General features: G+C 65.2%; 15 protein-coding genes and 2 pseudogenes. 8 read left to right on the plus strand and 9 right to left on the minus strand.

Annotated features, from left to right (window positions below; all coding sequences use genetic code 11):
- The first annotated feature begins 20 nt into the window (after positions 1 to 20).
- Entirely contained in the window at positions 21 to 2306 is a 2286-nt protein-coding gene (locus tag ACFE7D_RS06695; protein ID WP_375394652.1) for a bifunctional salicylyl-CoA 5-hydroxylase/oxidoreductase, read from the plus strand.
- Between the two features lie 9 nt (positions 2307 to 2315).
- Positions 2316 to 2726 carry an acyl-CoA thioesterase gene (locus ACFE7D_RS06700; protein WP_375394653.1) on the plus strand — a complete coding sequence of 137 codons (411 nt, stop codon included), beginning with the start codon at positions 2316 to 2318 and terminating at the stop codon, positions 2724 to 2726.
- Between the two features lie 3 nt (positions 2727 to 2729).
- Here the strand turns inward: ACFE7D_RS06700 and ACFE7D_RS06705 are convergent, their stop codons facing one another.
- Positions 2730 to 3503: a GntR family transcriptional regulator gene (locus tag ACFE7D_RS06705; RefSeq protein WP_375394654.1), complete on the minus strand. Its 774-nt coding sequence runs from the start codon at positions 3501 to 3503 to the stop codon at positions 2730 to 2732.
- Positions 3504 to 3660: 157 nt separating this feature from the next.
- Between ACFE7D_RS06705 and ACFE7D_RS06710 the strand changes: the two genes are divergently transcribed.
- Positions 3661 to 4704, plus strand: coding sequence for a hypothetical protein (locus tag ACFE7D_RS06710; protein ID WP_375394655.1), 1044 nt, complete (start codon positions 3661 to 3663; stop codon positions 4702 to 4704).
- Positions 4705 to 5203: 499 nt separating this feature from the next.
- Here ACFE7D_RS06710 and ACFE7D_RS06715 read toward each other — a convergent pair whose 3' ends face one another.
- From ACFE7D_RS06715 to ACFE7D_RS06730, 4 genes and pseudogenes are all read right to left on the minus strand, one after another.
- Positions 5204 to 5599: a hypothetical protein gene (locus ACFE7D_RS06715; RefSeq protein ID WP_375394656.1), complete on the minus strand. Its 396-nt coding sequence runs from the start codon at positions 5597 to 5599 to the stop codon at positions 5204 to 5206.
- A pseudogene (locus tag ACFE7D_RS06720) lies at positions 5600 to 6093 on the minus strand (aldehyde dehydrogenase family protein).
- 97 nt (positions 6094 to 6190) lie between these two features.
- Positions 6191 to 6838 carry a BON domain-containing protein gene (locus ACFE7D_RS06725; protein WP_375394657.1) on the minus strand — a complete coding sequence of 216 codons (648 nt, stop codon included), beginning with the start codon at positions 6836 to 6838 and terminating at the stop codon, positions 6191 to 6193.
- Positions 6839 to 7102: 264 nt separating this feature from the next.
- Entirely contained in the window at positions 7103 to 7750 is a 648-nt protein-coding gene (locus ACFE7D_RS06730; RefSeq protein WP_375394658.1) for a BON domain-containing protein, read from the minus strand.
- A gap of 202 nt (positions 7751 to 7952) precedes the next feature.
- Between ACFE7D_RS06730 and ACFE7D_RS06735 the strand changes: the two genes are divergently transcribed.
- The 3 genes and pseudogenes from ACFE7D_RS06735 to ACFE7D_RS06745 all read left to right on the plus strand — a co-directional run bounded on the left by ACFE7D_RS06735 (position 7953) and on the right by ACFE7D_RS06745 (position 10584).
- Positions 7953 to 8534 (plus strand): GNAT family N-acetyltransferase, encoded by a 582-nt coding sequence (locus tag ACFE7D_RS06735; RefSeq protein WP_375394659.1) that lies wholly within the window; start codon positions 7953 to 7955, stop codon positions 8532 to 8534.
- Positions 8535 to 8558: 24 nt separating this feature from the next.
- Positions 8559 to 9284: an alternative oxidase gene (locus ACFE7D_RS06740; RefSeq protein ID WP_375394660.1), complete on the plus strand. Its 726-nt coding sequence runs from the start codon at positions 8559 to 8561 to the stop codon at positions 9282 to 9284.
- Positions 9256 to 10584 (plus strand): annotated as a pseudogene (locus tag ACFE7D_RS06745) (glycoside hydrolase family 130 protein). Before ACFE7D_RS06740 ends, ACFE7D_RS06745 begins: the two are co-directional and overlap by 29 nt.
- Before the next feature lie 52 nt (positions 10585 to 10636).
- Here ACFE7D_RS06745 and ACFE7D_RS06750 read toward each other — a convergent pair.
- The 4 genes from ACFE7D_RS06750 to ACFE7D_RS06765 form a co-directional block, all read right to left on the minus strand.
- Complete coding sequence (locus ACFE7D_RS06750) at positions 10637 to 11422, minus strand: DODA-type extradiol aromatic ring-opening family dioxygenase (RefSeq protein ID WP_375394661.1); 786 nt, start codon at positions 11420 to 11422, stop codon at positions 10637 to 10639.
- A 52-nt stretch (positions 11423 to 11474) separates the two neighbouring features.
- Entirely contained in the window at positions 11475 to 13136 is a 1662-nt protein-coding gene (locus ACFE7D_RS06755; RefSeq protein ID WP_375394662.1) for a SulP family inorganic anion transporter, read from the minus strand.
- A 66-nt stretch (positions 13137 to 13202) separates the two neighbouring features.
- Positions 13203 to 14171, minus strand: a complete 969-nt coding sequence (locus ACFE7D_RS06760) for a L,D-transpeptidase (protein ID WP_375394663.1) — start codon at positions 14169 to 14171, stop codon at positions 13203 to 13205.
- A gap of 130 nt (positions 14172 to 14301) precedes the next feature.
- Positions 14302 to 15006, minus strand: coding sequence for a VIT family protein (locus tag ACFE7D_RS06765; protein WP_375394664.1), 705 nt, complete (start codon positions 15004 to 15006; stop codon positions 14302 to 14304).
- A gap of 223 nt (positions 15007 to 15229) precedes the next feature.
- Here ACFE7D_RS06765 and ACFE7D_RS06770 point away from each other — a divergent pair, with 223 nt between their 5' ends.
- On the plus strand, positions 15230 to 16048 hold the full coding sequence (locus tag ACFE7D_RS06770; protein ID WP_375394665.1) for a universal stress protein: 819 nt from the start codon (positions 15230 to 15232) through the stop codon (positions 16046 to 16048).
- A gap of 453 nt (positions 16049 to 16501) precedes the next feature.
- Positions 16502 to 16854: PAS domain-containing protein (locus ACFE7D_RS06775; RefSeq protein ID WP_375394666.1), on the plus strand; the 353-nt coding region annotated here is incomplete at its 3' end.

Raw genomic sequence — 16854 nt, forward strand, 5'->3', positions numbered from 1 at the left:
TAGCAAGGAGGAGCGGATCGATGCGGGTGGCGTGTCTGGGCGGCGGGCCCGCGGGGCTCTACCTCGCCATCTCGATGAAGGTCCGCGATCCCGCGCACCGGATTACGGTGATCGAGCGCAATCGCGCCAGCGACACGTTCGGCTGGGGGGTCGTGTTCTCCGATCAGACGCTGCAGAACCTACGCGCCAACGATCCCGTCAGCGCGGCGACGATCGCCGACAGCTTCGCGCATTGGGACAATATCGACGTCGCGATCGGGGGCGAGACGATCCGCTCGTCGGGCCATGGCTTCATCGGCATCGGCCGCAAGCGCCTGCTCAACATCCTGCAGGACCGCGCCCGCGATCTCGATATCGACCTGCGGTTCGAAACCGATTTCGGCGACGATCTGTCCGGTTTCGACGATTATGACCTTATCGTCGCGGCGGACGGGGTGAACAGCCGCATCCGCGCCGCCCGCGCCGAGACGTTCGGCGCGCAAATCGACGTGCGCGCGAACAAATTCGTATGGCTCGGCACGCGCAAGATCTTCGATGCCTTCGCCTTCCTATTCGAACGGACCGAGGCGGGGTGGATCTGGGCGCACGCTTACCGCTTCGATGCCGATACCTCGACCTTCATCGCCGAATGTTCGGAGGAAACGTGGCGCGGCCTGGGCTTCGACACGATGGCGGCGGACGAGGCGCGGCGCGCGCTGGAGCGCATCTTCGCGCGCCATCTGGAGGGCGCGCCGCTGATCAGCAACATGGCGCATCTGCGTGGGCCCGATGCGTGGATCAACTTCCGGCGCGTGACGTGCGAGCGCTGGTCGGACGGCAATGTCGTGCTGCTCGGCGACGCCGCGCACACCGCGCATTTCTCGATCGGCTCGGGCACCAAGCTGGCGCTGGAGGATGCGATCAAGCTGGCCGAGGTGCTCGAACGGCCCGGTCTCGACGACCCCGCTCTGCTCCGCGCCGCGCTCCTCGACTATCAGGAGGTCCGCAAGATCGAGGTGCTGCGGATCCAGAACAGCGCGCGCAACTCGACCGAATGGTTCGAGACGCTCGACCGCTATACCGGCTTCGCGCCGCTCCAGTTCGCTTATGCGCTGCTCACCCGCAGCCAGCGCGTCAGCCACGAAAATCTGCGGCTGCGCGATCCGGCGTGGCTCGAAGGCGTCGAGGGCTGGTTCGCGGCGCGCGTGGGGCTGGACAAGGCGGTGCCGCCGATGTTCGCGCCTTATCGGCTGCGCGGCATGACGCTGGCGAACCGCGTCGTCGTCTCGCCGGTGCTGACCTATCGTGCGGTCGACGGCCTGCCCGGCGATTTCCACCTCGTCCATTATGGCGCGCGCGCGCAGGGCGGCGCGGGACTGGTGATGACCGAGATGACCGCGATCCTGCCCGAAGGCCGCAACACCATCCGCTGCCCGGGCATCTACACCGCCGATCAGGTCGCGGCGTGGCGGCGGATCGTCGATTTCGCGCATTTGAATGGTGGCGCGAAGATCGGCATCCAGCTCGGTCATGCCGGGCCGAAGGCGGGGATGGCGTCGCCGGGCGAGGCCAACGCGGTGGCCGATTGGGCGCGGCTCGCGGCCTCCGCCCAGCCCTGGGGGCCGGACGACGCGGTGCCGGCGGCGATGGACCGCACGGATATGGACCGGGTGCGCGATGCCTTCGTCGCCGCCGCGCGGCACGCCGATGCGGCGGGCTTCGATCTGATCGAGGTGCAGGCCGGGCATGGCTATCTGCTGTCGAGCTTCATCACCCCGGTGATGAACGCCCGCACCGACGATTATGGGGGCACGCTCGCTAATCGACTGCGCTATCCGTTGGAGGTCGTCCGCGCGGTGCGCGCCGCCTGGCCGCATGACAAGCCGCTGGCGGTTCGCATCTCGGCGCAGGACTGGGTCGGCCCGGGCGGCATCGAGGCGGTCGACGCGGTCGAGATCGCGCGCGCGCTCGCCGCTGCCGGGGTCGATCTGGTCGATGTCTCGTCGGGCGAGACCACGCCGGACGCCAGGCCCGTCTATGGCCGCATGTATCAGGCGCCGCTGTCGGACCGCATCCGCAACGAGGCCGGGGTGGCGACGATGGCGGTGGGCAACATCTACGAACCCGATCACGTCAATTCGATCCTCGCCGCGGGCCGCGCGGACCTGGTCGCACTTGGCCGGCCCCATCTCGCCGACCCGATGTGGACGTTGCGGGCGGCGGCAGCTTCGGGCTATCGCGGCGTGCATGTCCCGGACGCTTATGCGCTCGGCGTGTCGCAGCTCGCTCGTACCCTGTCGGCGCGCGCCGACGCTCCGGCAGGCTGAGGGCGTGCGATGAGCTTCACCACCACCAGCCTGGTCCGCTTCGCGCACGTCGATGCCGCGGGGATCGTCTTCTATCCGCGCTATTTCGAGATGCTGAACGCGGCGATCGAGGATTTCTTCGCCCAAGCCGTCGGCGCGGACTTTGCCAGCCTCCACCTGGATCGTGGAATTGGCCTGCCGACTGCCAGCCTGCACACCGAGTTCACCGCACCCTCCCGGCTCGGCACGTTGCTGGAGATCGAAGTGACCCCGACGCGGCTCGGCCGCAGCAGCTTGGCGCTCGACGTGCTGTTCGCCGCGGAAGGTACGACCCGCCTGACCGTCAAGCTTGTAATCGTCTGTATTGCGCTTGCCAGCGGCACGTCGCTCGCGTGGCCCGACGATCTGCGCGGCGCGCTGGAGCCGATGGTCGGGCCCTGAATATCAGGCGGCGCGCTTTGCCTTGAGGTCGATCGGCGGCAGGCTGGCCGCCTTGCGGCGATGCGCGGCTTCGATGAACTGGCCGGTACTCGTGAGATGGCGTCGCAACAGGGCGACGGCGGTCTCCGCATCGCGATCGAGCGCCGCCGCCGTCATCGCACGGTGCTCGTCGTCCGGCCCCATCGCGCCGACGGTCTCCGGCGCGGAAGTCGACAGCAGAGGCCGGCGGTAGCGCTCGGTCTGCGCATACAGCGTCGCGCTGAGCTGAATCAGCAACACCGACGGGCAGGCGCCGAGCAGGCCGCCGTGGAACTGCTGGTGCCGCGCTTCCAGCGTCTCGAGATCCTTGGGCGTTGGCGGTTCGTTTTGGTCGGCCAGCCGCCGCCGGCATTTGTCGAGCGCATGCAGGCTGCTGACGAGATCGCCCTCCCAATCGTCGTCGCCATGCGCGAGCGATTGCCGCAACGCCTCGGTCTCGATGAGGATGCGCGTATCGATCGCATCCCACATCTCCTTGAGCGACACGGTCGCCACGCGGAACCCGCGGTTCGACGTCGACGACACCAGCCGTTCGACCTGCAGCTGGTTCAACGCCTCGCGCAGCGGCGAGAAGCTCAACCCATAGCGCTCGCGCAGAAACTCCAGGCGAAGGGGCTGATCGGGCTCCAACGCGTTGGAAAGAATGTCCTCCCGCAGGCGGGTGTAAGCCACCCGCGACAAAGATGGGCTATCTTCCGGGATCGCACGCTTCGGGACGCCACTTTCCATTTGCCGCATCCGCTCCGCCTTCCCCCTTTCGAAATTCTATATATGCAGCGGGGGATTGTCCATCAAAGACCAGATCATCGGGTTTTCGAAAAAAACGGTGGCTGAATTTCGGGTGCACCGCGCTTCGAGGCGGATCACCGTTGCCTTACGCATGAACGAGGATTCCATGACATCATCTGAGATCGCCGGGCCGCTGCGTGACGAACGCGACATTCCGGCAGGACGAGCGCAGGCGTTCGACCTGACGCCCGCGCTTGCCGCCATCTGCTACCCGCTCCTGCTCGACGCCTTTCATTCCGTCGTCGGGCCGCCGGAGACCCGCTTGGCGGCATCGGCCGTCGTCGCCGCGGCGGCCATGCTCGCCTGCATCCTGGCCGTGCCGGCGCTGGGCCTGGTCTTCGCCACCCGCGAGCATGTTGGTACGAGCGCGCGGCGGCTCGCTTATGCCTGCGTGGTCGCGCCCACGGTCTATGTGTTCCTGGGCGTGGTGCAGGCGATGGCGGGGAGCATCCTGCCCGACGAGCTGGTCTGGTGCGTGTTCTGGTCTGGCGCGGCCTTGTGGGTGTGGTCGAGACCGTACGGTTCGGCCGCACGCCCGGCTCCGGCCATCGGTCGCTGGCGGGTCGTCCATGGGATCACCGGTGCAATCGTCCTGCTCTATGTCGGTTTCCATATCATCAACCATCTGTTCGGCCTGATCGGGCCGGACGCGCATGCGGCGGTGATGGACCTGGGCCGCAAGGTCTACCGCGCACCTTTTATCGAACCGCTGCTGGTCGCCCTGATGCTCTTCCAGGTCGCCAGCGGCCTGTACCTCGCCTGGCGGTGGAGCGTGACGGCGCTGGATTTTCAGAAGACCTTCCAGGTCGCTTCGGGCGTCTACCTTTCGGTCTTCATCCTCGGCCACATGAACTCGGTCTTCCTCTATGCGCGGACGTATCTCGGCATCCCTACCGGCTGGGCCTTCGCGACCGGCGCGCCGACCGGACTGATCCACGACGCCTGGAACATCCGGCTGCTGCCGCACTATCTGCTCGGCATATTCTTCGTCCTCGCGCATCTGAGCTCGGGCCTCAGGGGCGTTCTGATCGCGCACGGCACCAATCGGCGGACGGCGGATCGTCTATGGCTCGCCTGCGCGTCCGCCAGCGCGGTAATCGCCACTGCCATCATCGTCGGGATGTGCGGCGGCCGCATTGCTGCCCCGTAAGCTGGTCGATTCGCTCCGCCTATTGGGCATATCGAACGCTACCCTCATCGACCTCACCAACGCCGATCGGCAAGCATCGGCGTTGATGTGCGACACAAGCACCACGGCTGTCAGCAAAAGCGTTATTTCGTCATTGGCAATTACGTACTAACGCTGTCGTCTATCTGATGCACAGGCTTTCAAATAGCAGACTGGACTGGCACTGTAGAACGCGCTTTCTGCTAAAGTAGTTACATCATCAAGAGGCATATGGCTTTATCGTTTGCTACGTAGCGGCAGTGAATGCTGGTAACTATAACCGGATGTCGTCACAATAAATGTCTAAGTCGGCATCATATACACCGAACTGGATTCATTTATGCAATCAGAATGTGGATAAGCATCGAAGCGGGACCCGTCCATTCGCGGTACAACCATCTGAAACGGGAAAGAATACGATTTTTTAGGGGTTAAGATCGGCGCCGATCAGGACTACCTTTAATCTCATCTCTATTAGCTTTTACAATTGCTTAGATCGATTATAGCGGGGTCCTGCTTCGATGCTATCCAAGTCAGCGGCCCACCTTACGGACTTTAGCTCGAAATTATCACCCTCGCCGATCGCCTGATACTTCGCACGGTCGGTGGCCCCAAGCGCGTAGGTTGGCCGGAGCGTCCACACGCCCTTGGGCCAATTGGTGGTGTCTTTGGGGTTTGCGGCTACTGCCGATGTCCCCACGAGCTTGAACGCGGCACGCTCGATCACGGCGATCGCATAATCCTGGCGGACGTAACCACTCTTTGCGACCGATTCCTGTGGGGTAGCGAGCTTGCTCCGGTGATCTTCAACGCCGAGAATGCCGCCGGGCTTCATCCGCGCTAATCCCGAGAGCCGCATGGAGAAAACGAAAGTCACTCATCTCGCGCATCCTGGCACGATCCCGGCGTGCTTCACGACGAGCGTGTTGCCCGCCATAAGGTGCGGACCGGCGATCCGGGCGAGCTGGTAATAGGGGAAATTCCACGGCTCGACGCAGAAGACGACGCCGATCGGGCTGCTTTCCATATGAGCTTCGCCGACGGTCGGGTCGAGCTAGGTCGGTGCGAGGAAACGTTCTGCATTCTTCGCATAATAGCGCAGGATGCGCGCGCTGAAAGCGACTTCGCCGCGCGCTTCGCCGATCCGCTTGCCCATCTCCAGCGTCATCGTCCGAGCGAACGCCTCGGCCTGTCGTCGAGCAGATCGGCTGCCCGAGCGATGATGGCGGCGCGATCGGCGTAGCTCGTGTGCCGCCATGTCTCGAAACATATCTGGGCCGCAGCCAGCTTCACTTCGAAATCCACGTCCGACAGATCGGCGAAGTTTTCGATGAGCGTGCCATCGAACGGATTGAAGCTCTGGTAGGTCACCTGGCTGGTCCTTTCGGGATCCGGATCGTTTTAAAGGTGCGAGACCTCGGTGCCGGGACCGCCCGCGATGTATCGCGGGCGGTCCCGGCCGGTCACATCACGCGATGATGAGGTCGTTCTCGACCTCGGTCGCGCCCACCGCGCCCCAGGCGGTCGCGCCGGCAACCATGCGGTCGCCCGGGGTGTCGACGGTGCCGGTCAGCTTGACCTTGCCGCCCTGGGTCGTGACGGTGATGGTCTTGGGATCGAACCAGGAGCGATGCAGTGCCCGGTCGATGTTGTGGCCGATATTGACCGCATCGGCGCGCGGCTTGATCGTCGTCTGGTTGAAAACCCCGATTACGCCCATCAGCCCGCGGACGCTGCGCTCGGCCGCTTCCTGCTGAAAATGCCAGTCGACCTGGCCGGTCAGCGTCACCAGGCCGCCCTCGACCTTCACCTTGACCGCGTCGCGCGGCACTGTGACCTCCCAGGCCAGACGATCGACCGCGGCTTTCGCGATCTCTTCGTCCGTCCGGTGCATGCTCGAATGCAGCTCGACCTTGATCTCCTCGGCCACGCCCTTGACACCCTTGACCCGAGCAGCCGCTTTTTCTGCGGCGCGCTTCTCGAGATAGTGCTCGACATGCCCGGTGAGGGTCACGATTCCATCCTTGGCGGTGACGCCGATATGGCCACCGTTGACGCTGGGCTCCCAGATGAACTCGGCGAGGACGGCTTCCTGTAGTTGACGATCCTGCGACATAAATGCTCCTGAAATGCGGCTGATGCCGCTCCGGACCTTTTACCGGTCGCCAATATGCGCGGCACCATCGGAAACTACGCAGCCTCTTGGATCAGGCGCGCAAACGACCGCGAAACTCGGCCATAGCATCCGATAAAATGATAAAACCTAAGCGCTGGACCCACAGTATGCGGTACTCCCAAGCACACGTCTTCGGCCTTCTGCGGTCGATTCCAGCCCGTCCTGGAGCCGGACGGTGTGGTGGCCAGATCCTTCATCCGCCGGTCAAGCGACGGCGAGGTTGTTCTCGACCTCGGTGGTGCCTCTGGATTTCCACGCGGTCTGGCACGCGACGTAGCGGTCGGCAAGCGTCGGAACGGTCCCGCTCAGCGTCACCTTCCCAGCGTCCGCACTGACAGTGATCGTCCGCGGATCGAACCTGGAGCGATGCAGGGCAGCGTCGATCTCGGCGGTGACGTCCTGGACGACCGGATGCGCCTTGGTGACGATCTCGTTCTGAATGCCGACCACCCCGGCCAATCCGCGCAAAACGCGCTCGGCGGCCTCCCGCTGGAAATGCCATTCGACCCTTCCGGTCAACGTCACCCAGCCACTCTCGACCCGGATCGTCACGACGTCCTTCGGCACGTCGACTTCCCAGTCGAGCCGGTTGAGGGCCGCCTTCGCGATCTCCTCGTCGCCATGCTTCAGCGGGAAAGGAAGCCGGACTTCCAGCTCCTCGACGACCGCCTTGACGCCGCGGACCCTGGCCGTGGCCTTTTCGGCATTTCGCTTTTGCAGGAAATTCTCGACATGCCCGGTAAGGGTGACGATGCCGTGATCGGCGGTGACGCCGATATGGGCGACATTCACGCTTGGCTCCCAAACGAGTTCGGTGAGTACCGACTCCTGCAGCGCACGGTCCTGGGGCATAAGTTCTCCTGGGTTCTTGCCGGGGGCGGCAGACATCACCGGTCGTAACGGCGTTCGCGATGCCTGAAAGGGTCGGTTACTACGCAGTCCTGCGAGGGAGGACTACGTGTTTCCCGACGCTGCACCCCGTGCGTCACTGCGCCTAATTGGTCAGTGCCCCTTCGCAACGTGCCGGCGGGCCCACTTGCTGAGGGAATTCATGATGGCCGAACTCGTGAGCGAGCGTGTGAACGCCGCCGAACAGCGGCCGGTCGCACCGGTCGAGGCCTGGAGCGCCGACCTCGTGACGCGGAGCGGCTACGCCTTCCATGTGCGGCCCGCCTCACCGAATGACGAGGCCGCGCTCGCGGAATTCTTCACGCATGTGGACAAGGAAGACCTGCGGTTCCGGTTTCTGAGCGCGATCCAGAAGGTCGGTCACGACCAGCTCAAGGCGCTCGTCATGGTCGATCACCAGCGCACCGAGAATTTCCTCGCGATCGAGCCCGAGACCGGGCTGATCGTCGCCACCGCCATGCTCGCCGCCGACGAGACGCTGACCAATGCGGAGGTCGCGGTCGCGATCCGGGCAGATTTCAAGCGCGGCGGCATCAGCTGGACGTTGCTCGATCATGTCGCCCGCTTCGCCGTCTCGAAGGGGATCAGGACAGTAGAATCCATGGAGAGCCGTGACAATCACGAAGCGATCGAACTCGAGCGGGAGCGCGGCTGGACCGCATCGGCCTGCCCCGGCGATCCGACCGTCATGGTGCTGCGCAAGAAGATCGACGCCACGCACGCCTGACTCATATTTTCCAAAGGACATCTCATGGCCAATTCCATCCTCCGTCCGGATGCGCGCGCACTCGCCGACGAACGCGCCGCGGAACCCGTCGTCCATCACCAGCCCAAAGGCTTCTCCGACCGGTTCGCGCTGGGCTTCACCAAGCTGCTCCGCTATTGTGCCGATACCTTCTTCGCCAAGCGCTACGGCCACCGCGCGATCGTGCTCGAGACGGTCGCGGCGGTGCCCGGCATGGTCGGCGCGATGTTCACGCATCTCAAATGCCTCCGCTGGATGCGCGATGACAACGGATGGATCCGCACCCTGATGGAAGAGGCCGAGAACGAGCGGATGCACTTGATGACCTTCATCGAGATCGCCAAGCCCACCTGGTTCGAGCGGACAGTGATCCTGCTGGTCCAGGGCGTGTTCCTGATCGGTTTCTCGATCCTCTATCTCCTTTCCTCGAAGACCGCGCATCGCGTGGTCGGTTATTTCGAGGAGGAGGCGGTGACAAGCTACACGCTCTATTTGGAGGAAATCGATGAAGGTCGCTCGCCTAACGTCCCGGCACCGGCGATCGCGCGCCACTATTGGAAGATGGCCGACGATGCGACCTTGCGCGATGTGGTGCTGATCGTCCGGGACGACGAAGCGCACCACCGCGACGTGAACCACGGCTTCGCCAGCACGCTTGGTGGCACGCCTCAGGCCGTCGCTCCGGTCGCGCCATATCCGAGCCATGCGACCGAACTTAGCCTCGGCGTCTAAGCGGGTGACCAACGCCGCGTTCGTCGATCGCCTCTCGATCGTCCTGCGACCGGATCCTTCGCGCGTCGTCATCCGCCCCTACGTCCCGGGGGCGGACGGCGATCATGCGCGGGCAAGGCGGATTGCCTCGCGTGTCATGGCGATCGCAGACGCTACCGTCGCGGACGAACTGAGCAAGCTGATGCGGGACTTTGCCGGTCACCATGAGCAGGTCGAGGCGGTGTTCAGGCAGCGCTACGCCGAGGTTGAGGGCCTTATCGGCAACCAGGTTCCGGTGGTCGGCGACCGCGCGCTGCTGATCGGTGCCTTTTCTGCCAGGAATATGGCCACCAGGCCGCCGCGCTGTTCAACCCGAGCATCGTGGCCCCGACCAGTCGGCCCTGCCCGCAGGCGCGGTACGTTTCGTCCTGTCGCTGCGAGCAGTCGGTGAGGGCCACGTCTCCTCGATCGCGTTCAGGACGGGTGTCCGCGATCAGTCCGGTAATATCGCCATGGACCCGCAAGGCGTCCGGGCGATCGTGCCGCAGATCGAAGACGCGGCGCTCGGCGGTTCGGCTCCCGCCGGGGTCCGGATGCGCTGCGAAGACGGGTACGGCCTCTCAGAGATCGTCATCTTCCCGTCGACGCCAAGTCAGCGTAATGGGATCGAAGATCTCCGCCTTGTTCGCCTTGCGGATGACGACGGCACGATGACCTGGATCGGCACCTATACCGCCTATAGCGGCGACGGTATCCGCCAGGAGCTGCTACGCACGGGCGACTTCTGCTCATTCGCGCTGGATCCGATCCGAGGCCCAGCAGAGGCGGGCGAGCGCTCTTCCCGCGCCGCATCGACGGTCGCTACGCGATGCTCGGTCGCGAGGACAATGAGAACATTTCGCTCTCGTTCTCCACCGACCTGTACGAATGACCGACCGGAACGACGATTATCGAGCCGAAATGGCCCTGGGAGTTCGTCCAGATCGGCTATTGCGGCTCACCGATCGAACTCGATGAAGGCTGGCTCGTCCTGACCCATGGAGTCGGAGCGATGCGCAACTATGCGCTGGGCGCGTGCCTGCTCGACCGGGACGACCCGTCGAAGCTGCTCGGGCGCATGACCCAACCGCTGGTCCGCCCCGACGCGACCGAGCGCAAGGGCTATGTCCCCAATGTCGCCTACAGCTGCGGCGCCCTGCTGCACGGCCGGACGCTTGTGCTGCCATATGCGGTCGCTGACAGCTTCACGACCTTCGCGACGATGCCGGTCGATCGGCTGCTGCGGCGGTGCGATAGCGACATAGTGCCGAGGCCGATCTGAGCCATGAAGCCGGCATTGCGACCGCCTACATCCCGGTCGACGGAGTTCGTGGTCAGGCGAAGCGAAAGGCGGAGATCGCCGTCTCGAGCACCAGCTCGTTGTAGACCCGCTCGCCGCTAGCGTCGGACGCACCTGCTGCGACCATGAGCGGCAGCAGATGCTCTTCCCGCGGGTGCGCGAAGCGGCCACCGGGCGACGTCGCCCAGGACGCCAGCGCCTCGGCGCGCCGTGGACCGGGCAATCCCACCGCCTCGGTCAGCCACCGGTCGAACGCCTGCGAGGGCGCTGGCGATCGCGGATCGCCATAGGCGCGCATGTTGTGGAAGCTCATGCCGGAGCCGACAATCAGAATGCCCTCGCCCCGAAGCGGCGCCAGCGCACGCCCGGCCGCGAGGTGAAGGGCAGGATCGAGATCCTTCTCGACGGACATTTCGATGACCGGGATATCCGCATCGGGGAAGGCGACTTTCAGAGGCACGAAGACGCCGTGGTCGAGACCACGGGAAGGATCGACCTTTGCCGCCAGGCCGGCGTCCTTCAGCATGTCGGCGGCACGGCTCGCCAGCGGCGGATCGCCCGGCACATCGTAGCGTAGCGCATAGGTCTCGGCAGGAAAGCCGGAATAATCGTAGATCAGGTCCGGACGTCCAGCGCCGGTAAAGGCAAAGCCGTCGGTTTCCCAATGGCCGGATACCACGATGATCGCCCTGGGCGGTTCAGGCAACCGGTCGACAAGGCCCTTCAGGAAGCTCGCTATGCCGGACCAGACATGACCGGGATCGGGCATGAAGAAGCACGGGCCACCCCCGTGGGGTATGAAGAGGCTGGGCTGAGCCATCGCGGTGCCGGCCGCTGCGGCGATCGATGTTATCATTCCTGTGAAACCTCTTTCAAATACGCAGGCTGCACTTACCATTCGCGCTGGCGATGGCCTGCGCATAGGTCGCCGTTCTGATAAAAAGATCATCGTGGTCGCCGACATGCGCGCGGTCGAGCATCGCGATCACCTCCGGTCGCGCGGCACAGATGATCACGCGCGTTCCCGCCAGCCCGGCTCGCCTGACCAGTTCGCCGATCGCCGCCGCGCCGCTGGCATCGAGCACCGGCACGCGTTCCAGGCGGATGATGAGCATGCGCGGGATGGTTCCCAGGCTCCGATAGGCATCCATCAGACCCGCCGCCACGCCGAAGAAGAATGGCCCGTCGATCCGAAACACCTCGACGTCGTCGGGGAGCCCGTCCCGCTGGTCGGTGTCTTCATCATCGCCTTCGCTACCGCGATCGATGCTGACGGTATCGCTCATCCGCGCCATGAACAGCAGCGCGGCCAGCGTCACGCCGACCCCGATCGCCACCGTGAGGTCGACGAGGACGGTCAGCGCGAACGTCAGCAGCAGCACCATCCGGTCGCCGTTCGGCATCCGCAACAAGCCCAGGAAACGCTCGTGCTCGCTCATGCCCCAGGCGACAACGAACAGGATCGCGGCGAGCGCCGCCATCGGCACGAACCGCATCAGGTTCGCGCCGAACAGCAGGAACAGCAGGACGAACACGGCGTGCAGCATGCCGGCGACGGGCGTCTGCGCGCCAGCCTTGATCGCGGTGGCCGTCCGCGCGATCGCGCCGGTGGCGGGGAGGCCGCCGAACAGCGCGGATGCAATGTTGGCGACGCCCTGGCCGACCAGTTCCTGGTTCGATCGATGCCGCGATCCGATCATCCCGTCCGCCACAACAGCCGACAACAAAGCCTCCACCCCCGCGAGGAAGGCGATGGTGAACGCCGAGGGGAGCACCGCCTGCACCTTGGCGATCGTCCAGACCGGTAGCGCCGGCATCGCGATGCCGCTCGGCATGTGGGGGAAGCGCGAGCCGATCGTCTCGACGTGCAGGCCGATCGCGACGACTGCGAGCGACGCCACCACGATCGCGACGAGGAAACCCGGTATTCGCGGTGAAACCCGCCGCAGGACAAGGATCACCGTCAGCGCGCCGACACCGATCGCCACCGTCGCTGCGTCGACCGTTCGCAGCGCTCCGAAATAGGCGCTCCACTTCGGCAGGAAATCAGCCGGGACGGCGGACATCCTCAACCCTAGGAAATCCCTGACCTGGCTCGATGCGATGATGACGGCGATCCCGGCGGTGAACCCGGTCACGACCGTATAGGGAATGAAGCGGATCAGATCGCCGAGCCGGGCGTAGCCGGCAACGATCAGGATCAGCCCGGCGAGCAGCGTCGCCAGCACCAGCCCGTCATAGCCATGTTGTGCGATGACGTTGAACACGACGACCACGAAGGCTCCGGTCGGCCCGCCGATCTGCACGCGAGAACCGCCGAGCGCCGACACCAGGAAACCCGCGACGATCGCGGTGATCAGGCCCTTGTCGGGCGGCGCGCCACTCGCGATGCCCAACGCCATCGCAAGCGGCAGCGCGACGACCGCGACCGTCGCGCCGGCGATGGCATCCGCGCGAAACCGGCCAAGCGTGTAGCCTTCCCGCATCGTCGTCACGATCTTGGGGACGAAGGCGCTCGCGGTCCGATCAGCCACGATGGACGCTTCGCCGCTGGCGTACGTCGTTGGGCTTGTTCGCCTCGGCGATGACGAGGGTCGCGGTCATCGCCCGTCGGTCTCGATGATCGTGACCGCCGTGCCGGTGCCGGCACTTGCCAGTGTTTCGCGCGTCACCAGCAGTGTCGCGCCCGGGGTCAGGACGGTGGCCAGCGCAGTTCGGAAGCCTTCGGGCAGATGCCCCTTGGCACGGTCCTCCACGCTCAGTTCGCCGGTTCGGGTCTCGCCCGGCAAGGGCAGTCGCAGCCAGTGTTCGCCGCTCGCGTCGATCGACTGGAGCGTGAAGGCGGCGGTGCGTTCCACGGGCGCATCGAGCACGACCGGGCTCGATCCGATCTCGACGCCGTTGCGCAGGACGACGACCTTCCTGTCGCGGCCGCTGATGACGATCGACACGGGACCGGTCGGCGAGCGAGCCGGGCGCCAGACGAATGCCCCATCCGGCAGCGGCGCGGCATCGTCCGGCTTCAGCATGCCGGGGGTCGTGACGACGACCGGCATCAAGGCATCCTGCGTGATGACAACCGTGACGCCCATTCGGGTGATGCCGAACAGCAGCTTCGCAAAGGCGAGCGGTAGTCTGATACAGCCATGCGACGCGGGATAGCCCGGCAGATTGCCGGCATGCATCGCGATCCCGCCCCAGGTCAGCCGCTGCATGAACGGCATAGCGGCGCCCTTGTATTGGTTGGACACGTGATCGGCGTACTTCTGAAGCACCGTGAAGACGCCCGTCGGCGTGGCATGGCCCCTCGTTCCCGTGGATACCGTCGACACGCCGATCGCGACGCCGTTGCGATAGGCATAGGCTTTCTGGGTCTTCAGGCTGACGATGACCGTAACCGGACCGGCCGGCGCGATCTCCGGCGCCCAGAGATACTCCCCCGGTTTGAGCCGCTCGATCCTGCCATCGGCGGTGGCAACCGGCGGGGTCTGTGCGAACGCGGCGAGCGGCAGCGCTGCACCAAGCAGGGCCAGCGTCATCGCCGACGTCATCATGCGATCGATCTTCATGGGCGATGCTGTCCGATCCCGGTGCGCCGAGTTCCGTAGCCGGAAACCGAATATCGCCAGTGCTGTAGCGACCGGTCGAACCCGGCATCACCGTCGGGAACTACGCATGGGCATACCGATGCACCGCCGATCAGACCGCGGATCCGAGCACTCGCCCGATGACCGCGGTCGCCGCCATCGCGAAGGCCCCCCAGAAGGTGACCCGCAGCATGCCGCGCCACACGATCGCGTTGCCGGTCCGCGCACCCAGGGCGCCGAGAATCGCGAGAAACGCCAGCGACGAGACGGCCACCGCCGGGATGAGCAGACCGGCGGGCGCGGCAAAGACCGCGAGCAGCGGCATCGCCGCGCCCACCGTGAAGCTGGCGGCGGAGGCGAACGCCGCCTGGACTGGCCGGGCGCGCGTGCCGACCGCGATATCGAGTTCGTCGCGCGTATGCGCACCGATCGCGTCCCGCGCCATCAACTGCGTCGCCACGGCAAGCGCGGTAACGTCATCGACGCCGCGCGCCGCATAGATGCCGGCGAGTTCGGCCAGCTCGCCGGCCGGGTCGTCCGCAAGCTCGCGACGCTCGCGCGCGATCTCGGCCTTCTCGGTATCGGCCTGCGCGCTGACCGATACATATTCGCCGGCAGCCATCGACATGGCGCCGGCCACCAGGCCGGCCGTCCCGGCGATGACGATATCCGTCGCTCGGGCAGCATTGGTCTGCACAGCTGCAGCAGCGACGCCGATGATCAGGCTCGCCGTGGACACGATCCCGTCATTGGCGCCCAGGACGCCTGCGCGCAGCCAGCCGATACGATCGCCGACATGGCGTTCCCTGTGAACCACGGCGGGCGTCCTTTCGAGAGTCCGGCCCGACACGTCCGGGCCGGTGATGGATCTGGCGATAGGGTCTGAAACAGCTTTCAACAGCATCGGGAACTACGCGGGAGGCATCACGACGCCGACATGTCGGTCGCCTTGCGTAGATTCCGAGTCCTGCCCCGCCCGACAAAGTCGCGCAGAGCGCCGAATGGACGTGCTCGCAATTGCGACGATTTTGGAGACAGGCGTGACCTATTCGACCTTGATGGTTCATCTCGATGGCGCGAGATCGAATGCAGCCGTGCTCGACGCCACGGCAACACTCGCGCAGCAATATCATTCCCGGGTGATCGGGATCGCCGCCTGCATGCCCGTGCAGCTCGGCAGCTGCGACGGATATATGGACGGTGCACTCGCCGTGGTCGAACGCGATATCGTGACCGACGAACTGGCGCGTGCGAAGGTCGAGTTCCACGCCCATGCCGGCCTGCGGTCCCATGTGCTCGAATGGCGATCGATCCCGACGCTCGAGAATATCGCCCATGTCGTCGCGGTAGACGCTCGCTGCGCCGACCTCGTCATCACCAGTGTCGGGCCGTCCCCGGGCGATCGATCGACCCACGCCGATACCGGCGATCTGGTCCTGCGCGCCGGCCGCCCCGTGCTGGTCGTTCCCGATGCCAACGTGACCGCCGATTTCCGGAACGTCGTGGTGGCCTGGACCGACACGCGGGAATGCCGGCGGGCGATCATGGATGCGCTGCCGATCCTCCACGGTGCCGACCGGGTGACGCTGGTCGAAGCCGGCAACGACCCCGTCGCCGCGCGCGGCGGCCTCGAAGATATCGCAGGCTGGCTCGACCGGCACGGCGTCGGCACGAATCGGGTCGTTTCCCGGATACGGGGATCTGCCGCGGAAACGCTGGCCGGAATCGCGACCGACGTCGAAGCGGATCTCGTCGTCGCGGGCGCCTATGGGCATAGCCGCATCCGGGAATGGGCATTCGGCGGCGTCACCCGAGACCTGCTGTTGCACGAACGGCACTGCACTCTGCTGTCGCATTGAGCCGCCCGTCCTGACCCGTAATCCGTTGGGGCAGAGGTTGGCCGAAACCACGCGGAATGTGTAAAACCACAATATTTAGCCGCGAGTAGAGAGCGTAATATCTCCTCGATGAGCGAGGAACGGCAACGATGACCCAAGCAATCCACAAATATTTGGACCCGCTAGTCGCCATGAACCGCAGGGTTTCGATCGGTGGCAGCGTGCTCGCCCTGATATTGCTCGGCGAGAGCGCATTGGCCTTCCTCAGGCCATTCGCCTGACATGGGCCGAACACACGCGTTGAACGTTGACCCTTCGCAGGTTGCCGACACTTCGGGAGCTTCCGGAGTGAGAGGTCGCCGTTTCAATGCGCTATCGTCATGCAGCCGGGTCGACCGCGCCACCCGTATGAGCGTCACGTTTCCCGTCGACGGCGCTTCGGGCACCGACGCCATCGCGCGCCAGAATGCGGCGATGGCGGAGGAGCTCGGACTGCTGATCGATGGTGCGACCAACTATGCGATCTACATGCTCGACGCCGAGGGCCGGGTAACGATTTGGAATCGCGGCGCGGAGCGCATCAAGGGCTGGACCGAAGCCGAGATCATCGGCTCCGACTTCGCAAGATTCTATCCGCCCGAAGATGTCGCTGCCGGCAAGCCAGGCGACGATCTGGCGCGGGCGAGCGCGCTCGGCCGGATCGAAGAGGAAAGCTGGCGGCTGCGCAAGGACGGGTCGGAGTTTCTCGCCAGCATCACGATCACGGCCCTGCGGGACGACGCCGGCGCGCTACGCGGATTCGGCAAGGTCGTGCGCGACATCACCGA

The sequence above is a fragment of the uncultured Sphingomonas sp. genome (genome assembly GCF_964244235.1).
Classification (GTDB): Bacteria; Pseudomonadota; Alphaproteobacteria; order Sphingomonadales; family Sphingomonadaceae; genus Sphingomonas.